The organism is Caulobacter sp. FWC26 (assembly GCF_002742645.2).
Classification (GTDB): Bacteria; Pseudomonadota; Alphaproteobacteria; order Caulobacterales; family Caulobacteraceae; genus Caulobacter.
On record NZ_CP033875.1, the window covers coordinates 3,866,624 to 3,882,117 of the forward strand.

Sequence of the window (15,494 nt, forward strand, 5' to 3'; positions counted from 1 at the left end):
GCTCCTACTGCGCGGGCCGCAGGTCGGCCGCGCCTTCCGGCTGCGCGTCGCGCGGGGCCGCCCCCGTCGAGGGGCCGCCGGTCTCGGTGATCAGGTTGATCTTGTTGAAGCCGGCGTTCGACAGGCCCGCCATCACCTGGGCGACCACGGCGTAGGTCGCGCCGCCGTCGGCCCGCACGAAGATCGGCTTGTCATAGCCGTCGCCCGCGATGGCGCTGATGCGGGGGGCGAGGTTCTCGAACGGAATCTGCGTCTCACCGACGAAGATCTGGCCGTCCTTGCGGATCGACACGGTGATCGGCTCTTCCTGGTTCTGCAGGGCGGCGGCCTCGGTCTTGGGCAGCTCCAGCGGCACGCCGGCGGTCAGCAGCGGCGCGCTGATCATGAAGATGATCAACAGCACCAGCATCACGTCCACCAGCGGCGTGACGTTGATCTCGGACAGCGCCCCGCGCGAGCGGCGACCGCGACGACGGCCTCGGCGCCCGCCCGTGGCGAACGCGTCGTTGGAGGACATCGCCATCGCTAGACTCGCTCGGCCAGGCGACGCTGGATCGCGGTCGACAGGTCGTCGGCGAAGCCTTCCAGGCGGCCGGCGTACTTGCCCGCGTCGGTCGAGAACTTGTTGTAGGCGATATAGGCCGGGATGGCGGCGATCAGGCCGATGGCGGTGGCGAACAGCGCCTCGGCGATCGAGGGCGCAACCACGGCCAGCGAGGTGTTCTTCGAGATCGCGATGTTCTGGAAGGCGTGCATGATGCCCCAGACCGTGCCGAACAGGCCGATGAACGGCGAGGCCGTGGCGACGATGGCCAGGCTGCCCAGGCCCTCCTCGACCTTGGTGGTCTCGCGGGCGATCTGGGTGTCGAGGATGCGGTCGATACGGGCGATCAGGAAACCGGCCTGGTTCTCGCTCATCGCGCCCTTGGCCTTGGCGTCACGCCATTCCTTCAACGCCGCCTGCAGCATGCGCGGCAGGGCGTGACGCGGATTGGCGCCAGCCTCGCCCGCGACGTCCTCCAGCGAGCGCCCGCCGCTGACCTGCTCCTCGAAGCGGTCGGCGGCGCGGTTCAGCGCCTGGAAACGGAACAGCTTGTCCAGAATGACCGCCCAAGAGCCCAGCGAGGCCAGGATCAGACCGATCATGACGCCCTTCACGACCCAGTCGGCCTGCATGAACAAGGCAAAGAACGAGAAATTGGGGGCGGCGGCCGCGGCGTCCATTCGGGATAGGCTCCGTTGGGTCGTCTGATCAGGACTGGAGAGCGCCGTATGGCATGAAGCGGCGCTGGGGTGAAACTATGACAATCGCCGGGCGATCCCGAAAATCGACTTCGCTCAGCTCTGCGTCGGCGTCAGCCATGGGGAAAGCTTGGCCAGCATCTCAGGCGTCGGCCTGCGCGGGCGCCCCGAGAGGCTGATGCACACCGCCACGCCCTTGGCTTCCAGCACCACATCCTGGCCGCGCGTGATCCTCTGGGTCACGAACAGCCGCGCGCCCTCGACGCGGTCATAGGTGGTGCGCACCAGCAGGGCGTCGTCGATCCGCGCCGAGCGCTTGAAGTCCAGCTCCATGCGGATGATCGCAAAGGCGGTGTCCTGCTGCGCCAGTTCGGTGTGCGAAATGCCGGCCAGCCGGAAAAAGTCGCTCCGCCCCCGCTCCAGATAGCGCAGATAGTTGGCGTGGTAGACGATCCCCGAAAAATCAGTGTCCTCGTAGTAGATGCGCACAGGCAGCTGGTGCTCGCGCCCCTCGAAGGCGCCGGCGGTGGGCTCGGTCATGACGCGGGCGGGTCCTGGTTGACGGGGCCACCGAGCACCAGACCCAGGGACAGGCCCCAGGCCAGGATCGGCGCAGCGCCATACCCTAGAACGGGCGCGGGATAGTTTCCAAACAGGTTCCCGGCGATCCAGCCGGCCCAGAGGGCGGCCAGGGCCAGGGCTTCGGCGCGACGCTCGGGCCGCGCGCGGGCCACCAGCAGGAACGGCGCGGGCAGCGCGATCATCAGCACGCCGGCCAGGGCGCCCAGCACCGGATGGGCGGCGAACGTCTGGTCCAGAAGACCCTCGACATAGGGCACAGCCGGCAAGGTGTCAGGTTCGACCCAGGCGCCGTAGGCCAGGAGCGCGGCGATGGCCACGCAGGCCCACGGCGTCAGCTGGCGCGGGCGCTCGACGAGCGTCGCAGCCGCCAGCGCCAGGGCGAAGGCCAGGGATGAGGCCGCGTCGTGCTGGTACAGCAACAGCAAGGCGACCAAGGCCGCGATCGGCGCCACACGACGGTCGCCAAAGCCCTTGGCATAGGCGAAGGCCGCAAACGGCAGGACGATCGACGCGGTGTGCAGCTGGAGCGGGCCCAAGGCCACCCAGCGCTTGGCGCCCTCCAGCGAGACGCCGTTCATCAGGGTCAGAACCAGGGCCAGGCCGCAGGCGGCTGTCAGCACCCAGAGCCGCCAGTTCGCCCGCCGCCAGAAGCGTCCGACCAGCAGGGCCACGCCCACGGCGAGCACGGCGGCGAGCCCCTGGACGATCAGGGCGTTGCGCGGCGCGCCGGCGACGTTGATCGCGGCCAGGGAAACGGCGAGGCTCGCAGCGGCGAGGCCGGCGGTGAACAGACGGATCGCGCGCACGCTGTCAGCCCTCGTCGAACAGGCCGGCCTGCCCGGGCGGGGCGGCGGGCGGGGTCAGGCCCAGATGCAGATAGGCCTTGCCGCAGGCCATCCGGCCGCGCGGCGTCCGCTGGATGAAACCCTGCTGCATCAGATAGGGCTCGATCACGTCCTCGACCGCATCGCGGGCCTCGGCGATGGCGTAGGCGATGGTCTCCACGCCCACCGGTCCGCCGCCGTAGTTTTCGATCATGGCGCGGAGGTAGCGGCGGTCCAGACTGTCGAGGCCGCTTTCGTCGACCTCCAGCCGCGCCAGGGCCATGGCGGCGGCCTTGCGGTCGATGTTGGTCGCGCCGTCGGCCGTGGCGAAGTCGCGGACCCGGCGCAGCAGGCGACCGGCGACACGCGGCGTTCCCCGCGCCCGCTTGGCGATCTCATCGGCGCCGTCGTCGGTCAGCGGCGCGCCCATCTTGCGGGCGGCGTGCTGCAGCACATGGCGCAGCTCGGCCGGGGTGTAGAACTCCAGCCGGATCGGAATGCCGAAGCGGTCGCGCAGCGGCGTGGCCAGCATCCCCGCCCGCGTCGTGGCCGCCACGAGGGTGAACGGCGCCAGGTCGATACGGATCGACCGCGCCGAGGGGCCCTCGCCGATCACCAGGTCCAGCACATGGTCCTCCATGGCCGGATAGAGGATCTCCTCGACGTTCGACGACAGGCGATGGATCTCGTCGATGAACAGGACGTCGTTGGCTTCGAGATTGGTCAGGATCGCCGCCAGGTCGCCCGGCTTGTTCAGCACAGGCCCGGAGGTGGCGCGGAAATTCACGCCCAGCTCGCGCGCGACGATCTGGGCCAGGGTGGTCTTGCCCAGGCCCGGCGGGCCAAACAGCAGCACATGGTCCAGGGCCTCGCCCCGGCCCTTGGCGGCCTCGATGAAGACGCGGAGATTGCCCTTGGCCTGCTCCTGACCGACGAACTCGGCCAGGGTCTGGGGACGCAGGGCGCGGTCGGCGGGCGCGAGGTCGCCGTGCTGGGGCTCGCCGGAGATGACGCGGGTCACTTGCCCCCTCCGCGCGGAGCCTGTCCTCGGGCGCGCGCTACGCGCGACCCGGGGGCGCTCCTCCCCCGGAGGGGGAAGAAGGCGCGCGTTTCCTTCCGCCCGCCTTCGGGGGCGGACGACCTGCGAAGCAGGTCAGGTGGGGGGAGCTGCTGAGCTAAAATCATCGACCCAACTCCTTCAGACCCGCCTTGATCAGCGCCTGAACGGTCGCGTCGTCGCCCAGCCCGGCGGCCGCAGCCTCGACCACCCGACGGGCGTTCACCTCAGTGACACCAAGGCCCATAAGGGCCGCGACGGCGTCACCAGTCGGCGCGGGCTTGGCGGGACCAGACGGCGCCGACGACGCGCTAGGCGCGGTCATCAGCACCGGGCCGTCGGTGATCGGCTTGTCCTTCAGCTCGGTGACGATGCGCAGGGCCAGCTTGGGCCCAACGCCGTTGGCGCGGCCGACGGCGGCCTTGTCCTCGCGCGCCACGGCGCTGGCCAGTTCGGCCGGCGACAGCACGTCCAGCACCGCCATGGCGGCCTTGGGTCCCACGCCCTGGATCGCCTGCAGCAGCACGAAGGCGCGGCGGTCTTCGCGGGTGAGAAACCCGTAGAGCCTTAAGCCCGCGCTCTCGCTCCACTGGCTTTCGATATGCAGCAAGGTCTCCTCGCCCAGGGCCGGCAGACGCTGGAGCGTGCGATGGCCGCAGCGGACCAGATAGCCGACGCCCATGACGTCGATCAGGGCCTCTTCCTCGCCGACCTCGGCGACGGCGCCGCGCAAACGCCCGATCATGCGACTCTCCGGTTGGCGACGCGCAGGTTGGCGTGGGTGATGGCGACGGCCAGCGCGTCGGCGCAATCGGCCGTCGTCTTGCCCGCCGTCGGCAGCAGACGCGCGATCATGAAGCCGATCTGGGTCTTGTCGGCCGCGCCGGTCCCGACCACCGCCTTCTTGACCAGACGCGTCGAATACTCGGCGACCAGCAGCCCCGCGCGAGCCGGCGCGATCAGGGCGGCGGCGCGGGCGTGGCCCAGCTTCAGGGTCGACTGGGCGTTAGTGTTGAGGAACACTTCCTCGACCGCCGCCTCGTCGGGCCTGTGCTGCTCGATCACGGCGCTGATCCCCTCGAACAGATGCAGCAGCCGGTCGGCGAATTCGGCCTTATCGTCCGGCGCGATCACGCCGTGGGCGACGTGGGTCATGCGCGAGCCCTCGACCGAGAGCACGCCCCAGCCCGTGCGGCGCAAGCCGGGGTCGAGGCCGAGAATTCGAATGGGGGCGCGATTCGTGTTCATCATGTGTTCTCGCACCATCGCCTGTTCGCGCCTCCACGAAAAGCCAGTCCTTTGCTAACGCGCGGTTAACCGCGCCCCCTTGCGCGCGAGGCCGAGGCAAGCTCTGTTCCATCGAACATGTGTTTGGGGAGATGATTTCGATGAAGCCGATGGCATGGATGACGGCGGGCGCGCTGATCGCGCTGGCGAGCGCCGCGAACGCCCAGACGGCGGCGGCGCCCAAGACCGTTCGGCCAGACCAGCTCGTCTTCCGCGAACTCTACAAGGAGCTGGTCGAGATCAATACGACCCTGTCGGTCGGGTCCTGCACCGCCGCCGCCGAGGCGATGGGCGCGCGCCTGAAGGCGGCGGGCTATCCCGAGGCCGACGTCAAGGTGGTGGTCGAGCCCAAGCATCCTCGCGAGGGCAGCCTCGTCGCCGTCTTGCGCGGGACGGACGCCAAGACCCCACCCATGCTGCTGCTGGCCCACATCGACGTGGTCGAGGCCAAGCGCGAGGACTGGACCCGCGATCCGTTCAAGCTGGTCGAAGAGAACGGCTATTTCTACGGACGCGGCACGTCGGACGACAAGGCCCAGGCCGCCATCTGGGTCGACAGCCTGGTCCGCCTCAAGCAGGCGGGCTTCAAGCCCAAGCGCGACATCAAGATGGCCCTGACCTGCGGCGAGGAGAGCGAGGGCTATAACGGCATCGAGGACCTGGTGAAGAATCATCGCCCGCTCGTCGACGCCGCATTCGCCCTCAACGAGGGCGCCTCCGGCGTGCTGGACGAGCAGGGCAAGGCCGTCGTCCTGGAGGTCCAGGCCGGCGAGAAGGTCTATCAGGACTTCACCCTCACCGTGACCAATCCCGGCGGCCACTCCAGCCGCCCCGCTTCGCCCAATGCGATCTATCAACTGGCGGCGGCGCTCGACCGGATCGGCGCCTACAAGTTCCCGCCGCGCTTCAACGACGCCACGCGCGGCTACTTCACCCAGATGCAACCGCGCGTGACGCCAGAGCAGGCGGCGGCCATGAAGGCGCTGGTCGCCGATATCAACGATCCGGCGGCGCTGGCGGTGGTGACCAAGGACGCCACCTGGAATTCGATGCTGCGGACCACCTGCGTCGCCACCATGGTCAGCGCGGGTCACGCGCCGAACGCCCTGCCCCAGCGGGCCACGGCCAATATCAACTGCCGCATCCTGCCGGGTACGCCGATCGACGAGGTCAAGGCCAAGCTGACCGAGCTGGCGGCGGATCCAGCGGTCGCCGTGACCCTGGCCCACGACTCCAAGCCCGCCTCCCCGCCCCCGCCGCTGACGCCGGCGATCATGGGCCCCATCCAGAAAAACGCCGCCAAGGTCTGGCCCGGCGTTCCGATCCTACCGGTCATGGCGACCGGCGCGACCGACGCGGTCCATACCAGCGCGGCGGGCATCCCGACCTACGGCGTCACCGGCCTGTTCCACGGCCCCGAGGGCACCGGCGCGCACGGCCTCAACGAGCGCATGCGCGTCAAGTCGCTGTATGAGGGACGCGACTTCCTTTACGGCCTGATCCAGGACTATGCGGGCGGGAAGTAGGGCCGAACACAGACTGGCGGAGCCTTCGGGTTCCGCCAGCGCAGCGACACCCTACTCCGCCAGATAGGCGTCGAGATTGCGCTTCACGCGGGCCATCACCGGCTCGCTTGGGTTCGGCGCCTCAAAGGTCTGGCCCGTGATCGCCTCGAAGGCCTCGATATAGACCGCCGACGTCCGCGCGATGAGCTCGGCCGGGATCTCGGGGATCGGGTCGTTGTAGGGATCGCACCGCTCGCCGACCCAGGCGCGGACGAAGTCCTTGTCGAAGCTGTCCGGACGCTGGCCGGCCGCGAACCGGGCCTCATAGGTGTCGGCGCGCCAGAACCGGCTGCTGTCGGGGGTGTGGATCTCGTCGGCCAGCACGATCGCGCCGGTCTCGTCGAGGCCGAACTCGTACTTGGTGTCGGCGAGGATCAGGCCCCGCTCGGCGGCCATGGCCTGGCCGCGCGCGAAAAGCGCCAGGCCGTAGGCGCTGAGCTGTTCCCACTGGGCGGGCGTGACCAGCCCCTGGGCCAGCACCTCGTCCGGTGACAACGGCGCGTCGTGATCGCCGTCGGCGGCCTTGCTGGTCGGGGTCAGGATGGCCTGGGGCAGGCGCTGGTTGGGCTTCAAGCCGTCCGGCAGGGTGACGCCGTACATGGTCCGCTGGCCCTTGTTGTAGAGGGTCAGAACCGAGGTCGAGGTCGTCCCCGCCAGATAGCCGCGCACCACCAGCTCGACCGGCAGCATCTCCAGCCGCTTGCCGATCAGCACGTTCGGGTCCGGATAGGCGACGACGTGGTTGGGACAGATGTCCGCCGTCGCGTCGAACCAGAACCTCGCCGTCTGGGTCAGCACCTGGCCCTTGCCCGGCACCGCGCACAGATTGCGGTCGAAGGCGCTGAGCCGGTCCGAGGCCACGATCACGCGGCGGCCGTCGGGCAGGTCGTAGTTGTCCCGCACCTTGCCGCGATAGTGGTTGGGCAGGTCGGGCAAAACGACCTCAGCCAGGGCGTTAGGGGCGGAAGAGGTCACCGGAGCCTCGGTCTGTCAGGGATACGCAAAGACGAAGGGGAGGTCCGTCCGGACCTCCCCCAAATGCATCAACCCAGCTTGGCCAGGTCTTCGTCGCTGATGTCTTCGTTCGAGTAGACGGCCTGGACGTCGTCGTCCTCGTCCAGCATGTCGAGCAGCTTCATCAGGGTGGCCACGGCGTCACCCGTGACCGGGACCTGCATCTTCGGACGCCAGGCGATCTTGGTGTTCGACGCCGCGCCGAACTTGGCTTCGAGGGCGGCGGCCACGTCGTTCAGGCTTTCGAAGGCGGTATAGACCGTGTGGCCTTCGCCTTCCTCGTCCATGTCCGAGGTGACGTCATCGGCGCCGGCCTCGATGGCGGCTTCCATCATGTCGTCTTCCGACGCGGTCTTGGCCGGATAGCTGATCTGGCCGACGCGGTCGAAGTTGAAGGTCACCGAGCCGGTGGCCCCCATGTTGCCGCCCATCTTGGTGAAATAGGAGCGGACATTGGCGGCGGCGCGGTTCTTGTTGTCGGTCAGCACCTCGACGATGATCCCGACCCCGCCGGCGGCGACGCCTTCATAGCGGATCTCCGAATAGTCCGCCGCGTCGCCCATCTGCGACTTCTTGATCGCGCGCTCGATGACGTCCTTGGGCAGGCTTTCGGCCTTGGCGTTGTTCACGGCCAGGCGCAGGCGCGGGTTCATGGCCGGATCCGGCAGGCCCGTCTTGGCCGCGACCGTGATTTCCCGCGACAGCTTGGAGAACAGCTTGGAGCGCGCGGCGTCCGCGCGGCCCTTGCGGTGCATGATGTTCTTGAATTTCGAGTGACCGGCCATTCGGAGGGCTCTGTCTCTAGTCTGAAGAGGAGTGTGGGCGCGCTTCTAACGCCCGGCGGCGGGGTTTGTCACCCCGCCTAGACGGTGGGCACCGTCGACTTCAGCCGACCGCCGACCCGGATCGGCTCGACCCGGACGGCCAGCCCGGTGCGATCGTCGGTCTCGACGAACACGCCGCAGACCGTCGCCGGACCCGAGGCCGGCTGGTAGCGGCCGCCGCTGATCTTGGTGGTGAAGCGCCGCAGCGGCTCTTCCTTCTGGTTGCCGATGACGCTGTCATAGTCGGCGCAGGCGCCGGCGTCGGTCTGGTAGGCGGTGCCGCCGGGCAGGATCTGGCAGTCGGCGGTCGGGACGTGGGTGTGGGTGCCCACCACCAGTGAGGCGCGGCCGTCGCAATAGTGGCCCATGGCCATCTTCTCCGAGGTCGCCTCGCAGTGCATGTCGACCACCACCGCATCGGCCACCTGGGCCAGCGGCGCCTTGTCCAGCTCGCGATCGGCGGCGGCGAACGGGTCGTCCATGGCGTCCATGTGAACCCTGCCGAGCAGGTTTACGACGAAGATCGTCTTGCCCGAGTCGGTCTGGAAGAGATGGCTGCCGCGCCCCGGCGCGTCCGACAGGATCGGATAGTTGGCCGGCCGGATCAGGCGCGGCTCGCGCACGATGTAGGTCAGGGCCTCGCGCTGGTCCCAGCTGTGGTTGCCCAGGGTCAGGCAGTCGGCGCCGGCCTCGAACAGCTCGCGCGCGGTGTTCTCGGTGATGCCAAAGCCCGCCGCGGCGTTCTCGGCGTTGATGATCACGAACTCGAGGCCGAGCTGACGACGAAGGTCGGGCAGATGGTCGGCCAGGCCGTCACGGCCCGACTTGCCGACGACATCGCCGAAGAAGGCGAAACGCATCGATAGTCCCAGAAGCGGAGTGTGACGGCCCGTTACCCGGCCATCGCGTTGACCGCTATATATTCTTTTTCGGTGAGAATGGCGTCCAGCCTTTGATCGTGCGGCTCGTGCGGCAGATTCTCCATCTGCTGGCCGCTGTAGGCGAGGCCCAAAACGAAGATCGACCGGCGCGCGCGCAGGAACTCAAGCGCCCGATCATAATAGCCGCCGCCCTGCCCCAGCCGCGTCCCGTCACGCTGAAAGGCCAACAACGGCGTCACGACCAGATCGGGGATCACCATCGGCTGATCGGGCGCCGGCGCGCGCAGACCGATCTCGTCATGCTTGAGCGGCTTTTCCACATCCCAGCGCCGGAACACCATCTTGCCGCCGTCGCGATCGACCACGGCCGGCAGGGCCAGGGTCCATCCGGACTCGGCCATCTGTTCGGCGAGAAGACGCGGGGAAATCTCCGATCCCATCCCGTGATAGAGCGCGGCGATCTTGCCTTTGGGATTGGGAAACAGTCGCTGCAGAGGCGCGCGGGCGACCTCGGCGATCATCCAGTCGGCCTCGGGATGCTCGCGCGCCAGCTGCTTGCGCTGGTTGCGGAGAAACACGCGAAGGGCCGTCTTGGCCGCGATCGGATCGACGATGGTCATTCCGTGAAGGCTGTCATCCCGGTCCAGCGGCCGCAAGGCAGCGCCGAACCGGGAGCGCAGCGCGCCCGACGCTTCCGGCGATCCCGGCTCGGCGTGCTGCGCACTTGGCCGGGAAGACAGTTTTACAGGGAAAGGGTGGCGGCGCCGCGAAGAACCGTGAAGACGTTTCAATCCACTCGAACCTGTCAGTAACAGGTGGGCCCCGTGTTCCCGCAGCCACGGCCACGGGAGGGAACAGGTCCCGATAGAGAGATTAAGGTCCCTGGGATAAGAAATCTTCGACGAGAGCCACAGCAAGACCCGCCATCGTGTAAGATAGGGACTTAGGTGGCGGAACGCCAGCGTCGCGGTAACGCGACTGTTCGATCCGCCTAGTCGATCGCGAGCTTTTCGATCTTCTCCGCCGCCGCGTCCAGCGCGCGGATGGCGGCGATCTCGGCCTTGGTGCCTTCCTGCTGCATGCGGGCGATCTCGGCGTTGGCGTGGGCCAGGCGCAGCTTCATGTCCGACAGCTCGTCGGCCAGCAGCAGGGCGCCCATCAGGAAGAGGCGCGTCTCGCCCAGTTGGCCCACGTCCTGGCTGACCTGGCGCACCTGACGGTCGAACAGGCGCGCCAACTCGGTCAGGTGCGGCTCTTGTCCGTCCTCGCAGCCGACCATGTAGGGCCGGCCGTTCACCTGGATGGTCACCTGAGCCATGGGTCAGGCCTCCTCGGAGTCTTCGAACAGGTCATCGTCGTCGCTCGGGGCATGAAGATCGTTGGCGACGCCGTCTTCACCAAGGGCGGCGCGGATCTCGGCGATGGCGCGGCCCAGCGCGACCGAGGCCTGCTCTCCGGCCTCCTCCAGCGCCTTCTCCCGTTCGCGGGCGGCTTCCAGGTCGGCGAGCAGCCGGGCGCGTTCCTCGTCCTCGAACAGGCCAGGCTCGGCCGCCATGACCGGCGCGGAGGCAGCTGCGGCCTTCGCGGCGGCGAGCGCGCGCTCGGCCTCGGCCGCCTTGGCGGCCAAGCGTTGCTCAAGTTGGCTCACCGCCCGCTCCAGGCGGCGCACGGCAAGGTCCAGGGCCGTACTGTCAGCCGGCATCATCGGCGGAAATCCATCATGCGACGCAACATATAGATCGAACGGGTCTAAGCCAGACGCGGGGGCGATATTTGGGCGACGCGCAGCCCATAGCAGCTTTCTAAGGAAGGTTGTCAGTTTCTCGGGCTTGACTTCGCGACTTTCCCCCGCAAAACGCGCAGCAAAATAGGGAACGCCGGTCGATATCGTCCGGCGGCCACATATCAGGAGAAAGACCCATGGCTCTTCGCGTCGCCATCAACGGCTTCGGCCGCATCGGACGTCTGGTCCTGCGCTCCATCGCCGAGCATGGCCGTCGCGATATCGAGGTCGTCGCCATCAACGACCTGGGCCCGGTCGAGACCAACGCCCACCTGCTGCGCTACGACAGCGTCCACGGCCGCTTCCCGGGCGTCGTCACCTCGGGCGAGGACTGGATCGACGTCGGCATGGGCAAGATCAAGGTCACGGCCATCCGTAACCCCGAGGAGCTGCCGCACAAGGACCTGGGCGTCGACATCGCCTTCGAGTGCACCGGCATCTTCACCGCCAAGGACAAGGCCAGCGCCCACCTGAAGGCCGGCGCCAAGCGCGTCCTGGTCTCGGCCCCGGCCGATAACGCCGACAAGACCATCGTCTACAAGGTCAACCACGAGACCCTGACGGCCGACGACATCGTCGTCTCGAACGGCTCGTGCACCACCAACGCTCTGGCCCCGGTCGCCAAGGTCCTGCACGACCTGTTCGGCATCGAGCGCGGCTACATGACCACGATCCACAGCTACACCGGCGACCAGCCGACGCTGGACACCATGCACAAGGACCTCTACCGCGCCCGCGCCGCGGCCCTGAGCATGATCCCGACCTCGACCGGCGCCGCCAAGGCCCTGGGCCTGGTTCTGCCGGAACTGAAGGGCAAGCTGGATGGTTCGTCGATCCGCGTCCCGACCCCGAACGTCTCGGTCATCGACCTGAAGGTCGTCGCCGCCCGCGAGACCTCGATCGACGAGATCAACAAGGCCCTGCAGGCCGCCGCCGACGGCCCGATGAAGGGCGTTCTGGCCGTGACCACCGACCCGCTGGTCTCGACCGACCTGAACCACATCGCCGCCAGCTCGACCGCCGCCCTGCCCCAGACGCAAGTCATCGAGGGCAAGCTGGCCCGTGTGCTGTCGTGGTACGACAACGAGTGGGGCTTCGCGACGCGCATGAGCGACACCGCTCTCGAAATGGCGAAGTTCCTCTAAGGAACCGAATGATCCAGCCCCCGCTCCGCAAGGAGCGGGGGTTTTCCTTGCCCGTTATATTACCGAGACGCTCGATGACCTTCCGCCCCCTCGACACCGCCGATCTCGCCGGCAAGCGCGCCCTGGTCCGGGTGGACTTCAACGTCCCCGTCGACGGCGGAAAGGTCGCCGACGACACCCGCCTGCGCGCGGCGCTGCCGACCATCGCCTACCTGTCCAAGCAAGGCGCCAAGGTGGTGCTGCTGGCCCACTTCGACCGCCCCAAGGGCAAGGTCGTGCCGGAGATGAGCCTGGCCTTCGTCGCCGAGCCGCTGTCCAAGCTGCTCGAGCAGCCCGTCGCCTTCGCCAGCGACTGCGTCGGCGCTGAAGCCGCCAAGGTCGTCGACGCCCTGGAAAACGGCGGCGTGGCGCTGCTGGAGAACGTCCGCTTCCACGCCGGCGAAGAGAAGAACGACCCCGAGTTCGCCAAGGCCCTGGCCGCCAACGGCGACGTCTATGTCAACGACGCCTTCAGCGCCGCCCACCGCGCCCACGCCTCGACCGAAGGCTTGGCCAAGCTGCTGCCGGCCTATCCGGGCCTGTCGATGCAGCGTGAGCTGGAGGCGCTGGACGCGGCGCTGGGCAAGCCCAAGAAGCCGGTCATCGGTATCGTCGGCGGCTCCAAGGTCTCGACCAAGCTCGATTTGCTGCGCAACCTGGTGACCAAGCTGGACTACCTGGCCATCGGCGGCGGCATGGCCAACACCTTCCTCTACGCGGCCAAGATCGATGTCGGCGCCTCGCTGTGCGAGACCGACATGGCCGAGACGGCGCGCCAGATCATCGACCTGGCCGGCAGCGCGGGTTGCAAGCTTCTGCTGCCGACCGACGTCGTGGTGGCCCAGGAGGTCAAGCCCGGCGTCGCCGCCACCGTCCGCAACGTCTACGAGGTCCAGCCCCAGGACCGGATCCTCGATGCCGGCCCAGAGACCGTGGCGACGCTGAACGCCACGATGGCCCAGTGCCAGACGCTGATCTGGAACGGCCCCTTGGGCGTTTTCGAAGTGCCGCCGTTCGACGAAGCCACCGTCTCCGCGGCGAAACATGCCGCTTCGCTCGCCAAATCCGGTAAGATCGTGGCGGTCGCGGGTGGTGGTGATACAGTCGCGGCGCTGAATCACGCGGGCGTGTCGGCCGATTTCACCTTCGTCTCGACGGCGGGCGGCGCGTTCCTGGAATGGATGGAAGGCAAGACGCTTCCGGGCGTCGCGGCCCTGGAGGCCTAGTTCGAATTGGTAAACCGCCCGTCCCGGCCTTCGCCGGGAAGGGCGGGAGAGCTTAAGTACGTAGACTGACGACCTGGGCAGAGAGCGCTTCAGCGCCGGGCCCCAAAAACAAGAAACGACCCAAACCACTTAAACGCTTGCAGGAGAAAATTACGTGGCTCGCATCACGCTGCGCCAGCTGTTGGACCATGCCGCCGAGCATGAGTACGGCTTGCCCGCCTTCAACATCAACAACATGGAACAGGGCCTGGCGATCATGGAGGCGGCCGACGCCGTCAACTCGCCGGTCATCATCCAGGCCTCGCGCGGCGCGCGGAACTACGCCAACGACATCATGCTGGCCAAGATGATCGACGCGCTGGTCGACATCTATCCGCACATCCCGGTCTGCATGCACCAGGACCACGGCAACGGCCCGGCGACCTGCGCCACGGCGATCCAGTACGGCTTCACCTCGGTGATGATGGACGGCTCGCTGATGGAAGACGCCAAGACCCCCGCCAGCTACGAGTACAACGTCGAAGTCACCCGCAAGGTCGTGCAGATGGCCCACGCCTGCGGCGTCTCGGTCGAGGGCGAGCTGGGCGTGCTGGGGAGCCTGGAAACCGGCATGGGCGAGGCCGAGGACGGCCACGGCTTCGAGGGCAAGCTCAGCCATGACGAGCTGCTGACCGATCCGGACCAGGCCGTGGACTTCGTGGCCCAGACCGGCGTCGACGCCCTGGCCATCGCCATGGGCACCAGCCACGGCGCCTACAAGTTCACGCGCAAGCCGGACGGCGACGTCCTGGCCATGAACGTGATCGAGGAAATCCACCGCCGCCTGCCCAACACCCACCTGGTGATGCACGGCTCCTCGTCGGTGCCGCAGGACCTGCAGGACATCATCAACCAGTACGGCGGCCAGATGCCCCAGACCTGGGGCGTGCCGGTCGAGGAGATCCAGCGCGGCATCAAGCACGGCGTGCGCAAGATCAATGTCGACACCGACAACCGCATGGCCATCACCGGCGCGATCCGCAAGATCCTGGTCGAGAAGCCCGGCGAGTTCGACCCGCGCGCGTATCTGAAGCCCGCCAAGGAAGCCATGCGCAAGGTCTGCCAGGCCCGCTTCGTCGAGTTCGGCTCGGCCGGTCACGCCGACAAGATCAAGGCGTTCTCCACCGCGACCATGGCCAAGCGTTACGCCTCGGGCGAACTGCACGCCAAGTTCGGCGCCAGCACGGCCAAGGCCGCCGCCGAATAGGCGACGCTGTTTCGGTCAGGGCTGTTTGGATCGGGGAGGCTTTGGCCTCCCCTTTTCTTTTTGATCAGACGCCGACGACGCTCTCGACAGCCTGACCTCGCGTCCGCCGCAGCCGTCCGAACACGCCGACCAGCAACAAGCCCGCCAGACCGCAGACCAGCATCCCCGCCGTGTGCCAGGGCGCGATGATGGCGAAGCTCGAGAAGGAGCAATGCAGGCCGAACACCATGTCGGCCACCGCCCCGCAGGCGACGCCTCCGGCGAAGCCGACGAGACGCGGCCGCTCGGGATCGACGCTGGCGAGGCCATAGCCGGCGAACAGCAGCATCGGCGTCGCGATCGCCAGGATCTGCACGATACAGACCAGCGCCGCAGGCCAATACAGGCCGGCCAGCGCCGCCGGGGTCATCGCCAGCGCCTGGATGGCGCCGAGCGCCAAGAAGCCGCCCGCGACGCCCGCAGCGGCGACGAGGGGGGCTCGCCCCCAGGTCCGGTCGCGCGCCAGGCGACAGGCCGAAAGACCCGCGCCGGCCGCGATGAAGGCGGCATAGCCGATCTTGATCCAGAAGACCGGCGTCTGCAGCGCCGCCTCAAGATCGGGCCGCAAACCCAGCCAGGCGAGGATCATGAGAATGCCGCCCAGCACGCCGGCGGCGGCGACTTCCGTCAGACGCCAGGGCAGGTTTCCTGCAGACCATATGGGAGAACCGCCGCCCGCCGGAGCGAGGGTGTCGTCGATCGTCACGCGCCTCTCCCCCAAAGAACCGTATGGCGTTTAT

At 68.0% G+C, this 15,494-nt stretch carries 18 protein-coding genes; 4 read left to right on the plus strand and 14 right to left on the minus strand.

The genetic code is table 11. The features are described from left to right. Positions 1-4: 4 nt before the first annotated feature. From CSW63_RS19920 to ruvC, 7 genes are all read right to left on the minus strand, one after another. A complete protein-coding gene (locus CSW63_RS19920) occupies positions 5-523 on the minus strand; it encodes a biopolymer transporter ExbD (RefSeq protein WP_062098868.1) in 519 nt (172 codons plus the stop codon). A gap of 2 nt (positions 524-525) precedes the next feature. Further along, positions 526-1,224 (minus strand): protein TolQ, encoded by a 699-nt coding sequence (gene tolQ / locus CSW63_RS19925; RefSeq protein WP_062098866.1) that lies wholly within the window; start codon positions 1,222-1,224, stop codon positions 526-528. A gap of 114 nt (positions 1,225-1,338) precedes the next feature. After that, on the minus strand, positions 1,339-1,782 hold the full coding sequence (locus tag CSW63_RS19930) for a YbgC/FadM family acyl-CoA thioesterase (protein WP_062098864.1): 444 nt from the start codon (positions 1,780-1,782) through the stop codon (positions 1,339-1,341). Next, positions 1,779-2,630 (minus strand): hypothetical protein, encoded by an 852-nt coding sequence (locus tag CSW63_RS19935; RefSeq protein WP_062098862.1) that lies wholly within the window; start codon positions 2,628-2,630, stop codon positions 1,779-1,781. Before CSW63_RS19935 ends, CSW63_RS19930 begins: the two co-directional genes overlap by 4 nt. 4 nt (positions 2,631-2,634) lie before the next feature. Further along, entirely contained in the window at positions 2,635-3,669 is a 1,035-nt protein-coding gene (gene ruvB / locus CSW63_RS19940; protein WP_062098860.1) for a Holliday junction branch migration DNA helicase RuvB, read from the minus strand. 160 nt (positions 3,670-3,829) lie between these two features. Beyond that, positions 3,830-4,450 (minus strand): Holliday junction branch migration protein RuvA, encoded by a 621-nt coding sequence (ruvA, locus tag CSW63_RS19945; protein WP_062098858.1) that lies wholly within the window; start codon positions 4,448-4,450, stop codon positions 3,830-3,832. Further along, positions 4,447-4,968, minus strand: a complete 522-nt coding sequence (ruvC, locus tag CSW63_RS19950) for a crossover junction endodeoxyribonuclease RuvC (RefSeq protein WP_171012798.1) — start codon at positions 4,966-4,968, stop codon at positions 4,447-4,449. The genes ruvA and ruvC overlap by 4 nt, the downstream gene beginning before the upstream one ends. Positions 4,969-5,093: 125 nt before the next feature. On the opposite strand from ruvC, the gene CSW63_RS19955 reads away from it, so the two are divergent. Beyond that, positions 5,094-6,518: a M20/M25/M40 family metallo-hydrolase gene (locus tag CSW63_RS19955; protein WP_099503948.1), complete on the plus strand. Its 1,425-nt coding sequence runs from the start codon at positions 5,094-5,096 to the stop codon at positions 6,516-6,518. A 51-nt stretch (positions 6,519-6,569) separates the two neighbouring features. On the opposite strand, the gene CSW63_RS19960 is transcribed toward CSW63_RS19955, so the two are convergent. The 6 genes from CSW63_RS19960 to CSW63_RS19985 form a co-directional block, all read right to left on the minus strand. Further along, entirely contained in the window at positions 6,570-7,532 is a 963-nt protein-coding gene (locus tag CSW63_RS19960) for a phosphoribosylaminoimidazolesuccinocarboxamide synthase (protein ID WP_062098962.1), read from the minus strand. A 68-nt stretch (positions 7,533-7,600) separates the two neighbouring features. Then, on the minus strand, positions 7,601-8,356 hold the full coding sequence (locus CSW63_RS19965; RefSeq protein ID WP_062098960.1) for a YebC/PmpR family DNA-binding transcriptional regulator: 756 nt from the start codon (positions 8,354-8,356) through the stop codon (positions 7,601-7,603). Between the two features lie 77 nt (positions 8,357-8,433). Then, a complete protein-coding gene (locus tag CSW63_RS19970) occupies positions 8,434-9,267 on the minus strand; it encodes a YmdB family metallophosphoesterase (RefSeq protein ID WP_062098958.1) in 834 nt (277 codons plus the stop codon). A 20-nt stretch (positions 9,268-9,287) separates the two neighbouring features. After that, positions 9,288-9,932: a 5-formyltetrahydrofolate cyclo-ligase gene (locus CSW63_RS19975; RefSeq protein WP_062098956.1), complete on the minus strand. Its 645-nt coding sequence runs from the start codon at positions 9,930-9,932 to the stop codon at positions 9,288-9,290. Between the two features lie 335 nt (positions 9,933-10,267). Continuing rightward, positions 10,268-10,594 (minus strand): cell division protein ZapA, encoded by a 327-nt coding sequence (locus tag CSW63_RS19980; protein WP_062098954.1) that lies wholly within the window; start codon positions 10,592-10,594, stop codon positions 10,268-10,270. Positions 10,595-10,597: 3 nt separating this feature from the next. Continuing rightward, complete coding sequence (locus CSW63_RS19985) at positions 10,598-10,981, minus strand: hypothetical protein (protein ID WP_062098952.1); 384 nt, start codon at positions 10,979-10,981, stop codon at positions 10,598-10,600. A 215-nt stretch (positions 10,982-11,196) separates the two neighbouring features. Here CSW63_RS19985 and gap point away from each other — a divergent pair, with 215 nt between their 5' ends. From gap to fba, 3 genes are all read left to right on the plus strand, one after another. Continuing rightward, the gene (gene gap, locus CSW63_RS19990) at positions 11,197-12,204 is read left to right on the plus strand and encodes a type I glyceraldehyde-3-phosphate dehydrogenase (protein WP_062098951.1); all 1,008 of its coding nucleotides are present in this window, start codon (positions 11,197-11,199) and stop codon (positions 12,202-12,204) included. 74 nt (positions 12,205-12,278) lie between these two features. Then, positions 12,279-13,469 (plus strand): phosphoglycerate kinase, encoded by a 1,191-nt coding sequence (gene pgk / locus CSW63_RS19995; protein ID WP_062098949.1) that lies wholly within the window; start codon positions 12,279-12,281, stop codon positions 13,467-13,469. Positions 13,470-13,623: 154 nt separating this feature from the next. Further along, positions 13,624-14,715, plus strand: a complete 1,092-nt coding sequence (gene fba, locus CSW63_RS20000) for a class II fructose-bisphosphate aldolase (protein ID WP_062098947.1) — start codon at positions 13,624-13,626, stop codon at positions 14,713-14,715. A gap of 64 nt (positions 14,716-14,779) precedes the next feature. Here the strand turns inward: fba and CSW63_RS20005 are convergent, their stop codons facing one another. Further along, positions 14,780-15,460, minus strand: coding sequence for a DUF1109 domain-containing protein (locus CSW63_RS20005; RefSeq protein WP_062098945.1), 681 nt, complete (start codon positions 15,458-15,460; stop codon positions 14,780-14,782). Positions 15,461-15,494 lie beyond the last annotated feature (34 nt).

Excerpts from the sequence above, each read along its gene's own strand:
- CSW63_RS19985 (WP_062098952.1), bottom strand. The coding sequence starts at position 10,981 with ATGATGCCGGCTGACAGTACGGCCCTGGACCTTGCCGTGCGCCGCCTG.
- pgk (WP_062098949.1), top strand. The coding sequence starts at position 12,279 with ATGACCTTCCGCCCCCTCGACACCGCCGATCTCGCCGGCAAGCGCGCC.
- tolQ (WP_062098866.1), bottom strand. The coding sequence starts at position 1,224 with ATGGACGCCGCGGCCGCCGCCCCCAATTTCTCGTTCTTTGCCTTGTTC.
- CSW63_RS19920 (WP_062098868.1), bottom strand. The coding sequence starts at position 523 with ATGGCGATGTCCTCCAACGACGCGTTCGCCACGGGCGGGCGCCGAGGC.
- ruvA (WP_062098858.1), bottom strand. The coding sequence starts at position 4,450 with ATGATCGGGCGTTTGCGCGGCGCCGTCGCCGAGGTCGGCGAGGAAGAG.
- CSW63_RS19930 (WP_062098864.1), bottom strand. The coding sequence starts at position 1,782 with ATGACCGAGCCCACCGCCGGCGCCTTCGAGGGGCGCGAGCACCAGCTG.
- CSW63_RS19980 (WP_062098954.1), bottom strand. The coding sequence starts at position 10,594 with ATGGCTCAGGTGACCATCCAGGTGAACGGCCGGCCCTACATGGTCGGC.
- gap (WP_062098951.1), top strand. The coding sequence starts at position 11,197 with ATGGCTCTTCGCGTCGCCATCAACGGCTTCGGCCGCATCGGACGTCTG.
- CSW63_RS19955 (WP_099503948.1), top strand. The coding sequence starts at position 5,094 with ATGAAGCCGATGGCATGGATGACGGCGGGCGCGCTGATCGCGCTGGCG.
- CSW63_RS19965 (WP_062098960.1), bottom strand. The coding sequence starts at position 8,356 with ATGGCCGGTCACTCGAAATTCAAGAACATCATGCACCGCAAGGGCCGC.